Source organism: Microbacterium sp. Bi128, assembly GCF_918698205.1.
The window spans coordinates 1-2,545 of the sequence record NZ_CAKKMM010000725.1; the positions used below are offsets into that span (position 1 = coordinate 1).

The 2,545-nt window shown below is 71.2% G+C and carries 2 protein-coding genes and 1 pseudogene; 2 read left to right on the forward strand and 1 reads right to left on the reverse strand.

Annotated features, from left to right (window positions below):
• Window positions 1-517: pyridoxal-phosphate dependent enzyme (locus LQV45_RS25405; protein ID WP_230009405.1), on the forward strand; the 517-nt coding region annotated here is incomplete at its 5' end.
• Window positions 514-1,674 (forward strand): cystathionine gamma-synthase, encoded by a 1,161-nt coding sequence (locus tag LQV45_RS25410; protein WP_230009407.1) that lies wholly within the window; start codon window positions 514-516, stop codon window positions 1,672-1,674. The genes LQV45_RS25405 and LQV45_RS25410, both read left to right, overlap by 4 nt.
• Before the next feature lie 121 nt (window positions 1,675-1,795).
• Here LQV45_RS25410 and LQV45_RS25415 read toward each other — a convergent pair.
• A pseudogene (locus LQV45_RS25415) lies at window positions 1,796-2,431 on the reverse strand (NADPH-dependent F420 reductase).
• Window positions 2,432-2,545: the final 114 nt, after the last annotated feature.

The window sequence follows — 2,545 nt, forward strand, 5'->3', positions numbered from 1 at the left end:
GGTCTGGCGCGACACCGACGGTGCACTCACGCACTTCGTGGCCGGCGTCGGCACCGGGGGGACGATCAGCGGCACCGGTCGCTACCTCCGCGAGGTGGCGGGTTCGTCGGTGCGGATCGTCGGCGTCGACCCCGTCGGCTCGATCTACTCCGGCGACGACATCCACGGCTACGACGTCGAGGGCGTGGGCGAGGACTTCTGGCCGCCCGCGTTCGACCCCACCGTGGTCGACGCCTACGAGCGGGTGTCGGATGCCGAGTCCTTCGCGATGACGCGACGCCTCGCCCGCGAGGAGGGGCTGCTCGTCGGCGGCTCCAGCGGCATGGCCGTCGTCGGTGCCCTGCGCGTGGCGCGCGATCTCCCCGCCGACGCCGTCGTCGTGGTCCTCCTGCCCGACCACGGCCGCGGCTACCTCAGCAAGATCTTCGACGACGCGTGGATGACCGCGCACGGCTACGACGTCGAGCCCGTGGCATCCGTCCTTCCCCTCTCCGACCCCGAGGAGCACTCCGCATGAGCACCCATGACGCCGCCCGCGGCTTCGACAGCCTCGCCGTCCACGCGGGTCAGGCCTTCGACCCCGCGACCGGCGCGGTCATCCCGCCGATCCACCTGTCGACGACGTACGCGCAGGACGGTATCGGGGGACTGCGCGGCGGGTACGAGTACGGCCGCAGCGGCAACCCCACCCGCACCGCGCTCGAGACGCAGATCGCCGCGCTCGAGGGCGGGGTGCGCGCGCTGTCGTTCGCGTCGGGGCTGGCCGGTGAGGACGCGCTGCTGCGCGCAGCTCTCGTCCCGGGCGACGAGGTGCTGCTCGGCAACGACGTGTACGGCGGCACCTACCGCCTGCTCGCCCGCGTGCTGGGTCCGTGGGGCGTGAAGCTCCGCGTGGTCGACATGAGCGACCTGGATGCCGTGGCCGCGGCGATCTCCGAGCGCGCGCCGCGCATGGTCTGGGTCGAGACGCCCAGCAATCCGATGCTGCGCATCACCGACATCGCCGGGCTCGCCCGCCTCGGGCACGAGGCCGCGGCGATCGTCGTCGTGGACAACACCTTCGCCTCTCCCGCGTTGCAGCGTCCGCTCACGCTCGGCGCCGACGTCGTGGTGCACTCGGCGACGAAGTACCTCGGCGGCCACTCCGACGTCGTGGGTGGCGCGCTCGCGTTCGCCGACGCCGACCTCGCCGAGAAGGTGCAGTTCCTGCAGTTCGCGGCGGGCGCGGTGTCGGGACCGTTCGACGCCTACCTGACCACGCGCGGCATCAAGACGCTCGGCATCCGGATGCAGCGGCACAGCGCCAACGCGCAGGCCGTCGCCGAGCACCTCGCCGGACACGACCGCGTGGCGAAGGTGTACTACCCGGGCCTGCCGTCGCACCCGGGCCACGCGCTCGCGGCATCCCAGATGAGCGGTTTCGGCGGCATCGTCTCGCTCGAGCTCGCCGACGGGGCCACCGCGCGCCGCTTCGCGGAGTCGACCCGTCTGTTCACCCTCGCCGAGTCCCTCGGCGGGGTCGAGTCGCTCGTCAACTACCCGGATGCCATGACCCACGCGTCCGTCCGCGGCACGGAGCTCGCCGTTCCCGACACGATCGTGCGTCTGTCGGTCGGCATCGAGTCCGCCGAGGACCTCGTGGCCGACGTCGACCAGGCGCTCGCCGGCCTCTGACGCACGGGAGCCCGACACCGCACGGCATCGGGCTCCTGGCATCCATCAACGCGATCTGCTCCGAGAAACGCTCGCTGAGCGCGTTTGCCGGTGCAGATCGCGTTTATCGGTGGGGCGGGGCTCAACGTTCGGCGCGGGCCAGGTTCTGCTCCAGTTCGTCGCGGTTCTGGCGGACGACGTACGCGGGCTGGTCGCGCTCGACGCGCCAGCTCTCGGCGAGAGGACCGGCCGAGACGGCGTCGTAGCCGAACTCGTCGTAGATGCGCGTGACCAGGGCCACGGCTTCGGCGGAGTCGCTCGAGGTCGCCAGGGCGCGGCGGTCCGGGGTGCCGGCGGGGGAGCCGTCGGTCAGGATGTCGGCGGCCAGGATGTGGTTGAACGCCTTCACCACGGTGCTCTCCGGCAGGTGCTGCTGCAGCATCTACGACGTCGTGGTGCGCTTCTCGTCGATATCGGCGATGCGGCCGTCGCGCTCCCAGTAGTAGTTGTTCGTGTCGAGCACGATCTTGCCGCGCAGCGGCGCGACGGGGACCTCGCGGTATGCCTTGAGGGGGACCGTGCCCACGACGATGTCGCCGGCCTCGCCCGCGTCGTGCGCGGTGGCGGCGCGGGCGTGATCGCCGAGCGTGCCGACGAGGTCGGCCAGCGTCTCGGGCCCGCGGGAGTTGGCGATGACCACGTCGTAGCCGTTGTCCACGAAGCCCCGAGCGAGGGCCTGGCCGATGTTTCCTGCGCCGATGATTCCTACTGTCGTCATGCAGGAGGCGAACCGTTCGGTCCGCAGACGCATTCCCGAACGGGCGATTCGGCGCGCCGAGTTAGTTAGTTAGCATCCTGAGATATCAGTGTCAAGAGGGAGTGGGTTCCGGGG

What these genes read in the sequence shown, in the direction of transcription:
- LQV45_RS25410 (WP_230009407.1), top strand. Translation starts at nt 514, where the DNA reads ATGAGCACCCATGACGCCGCCCGCGGCTTCGACAGCCTCGCCGTCCAC.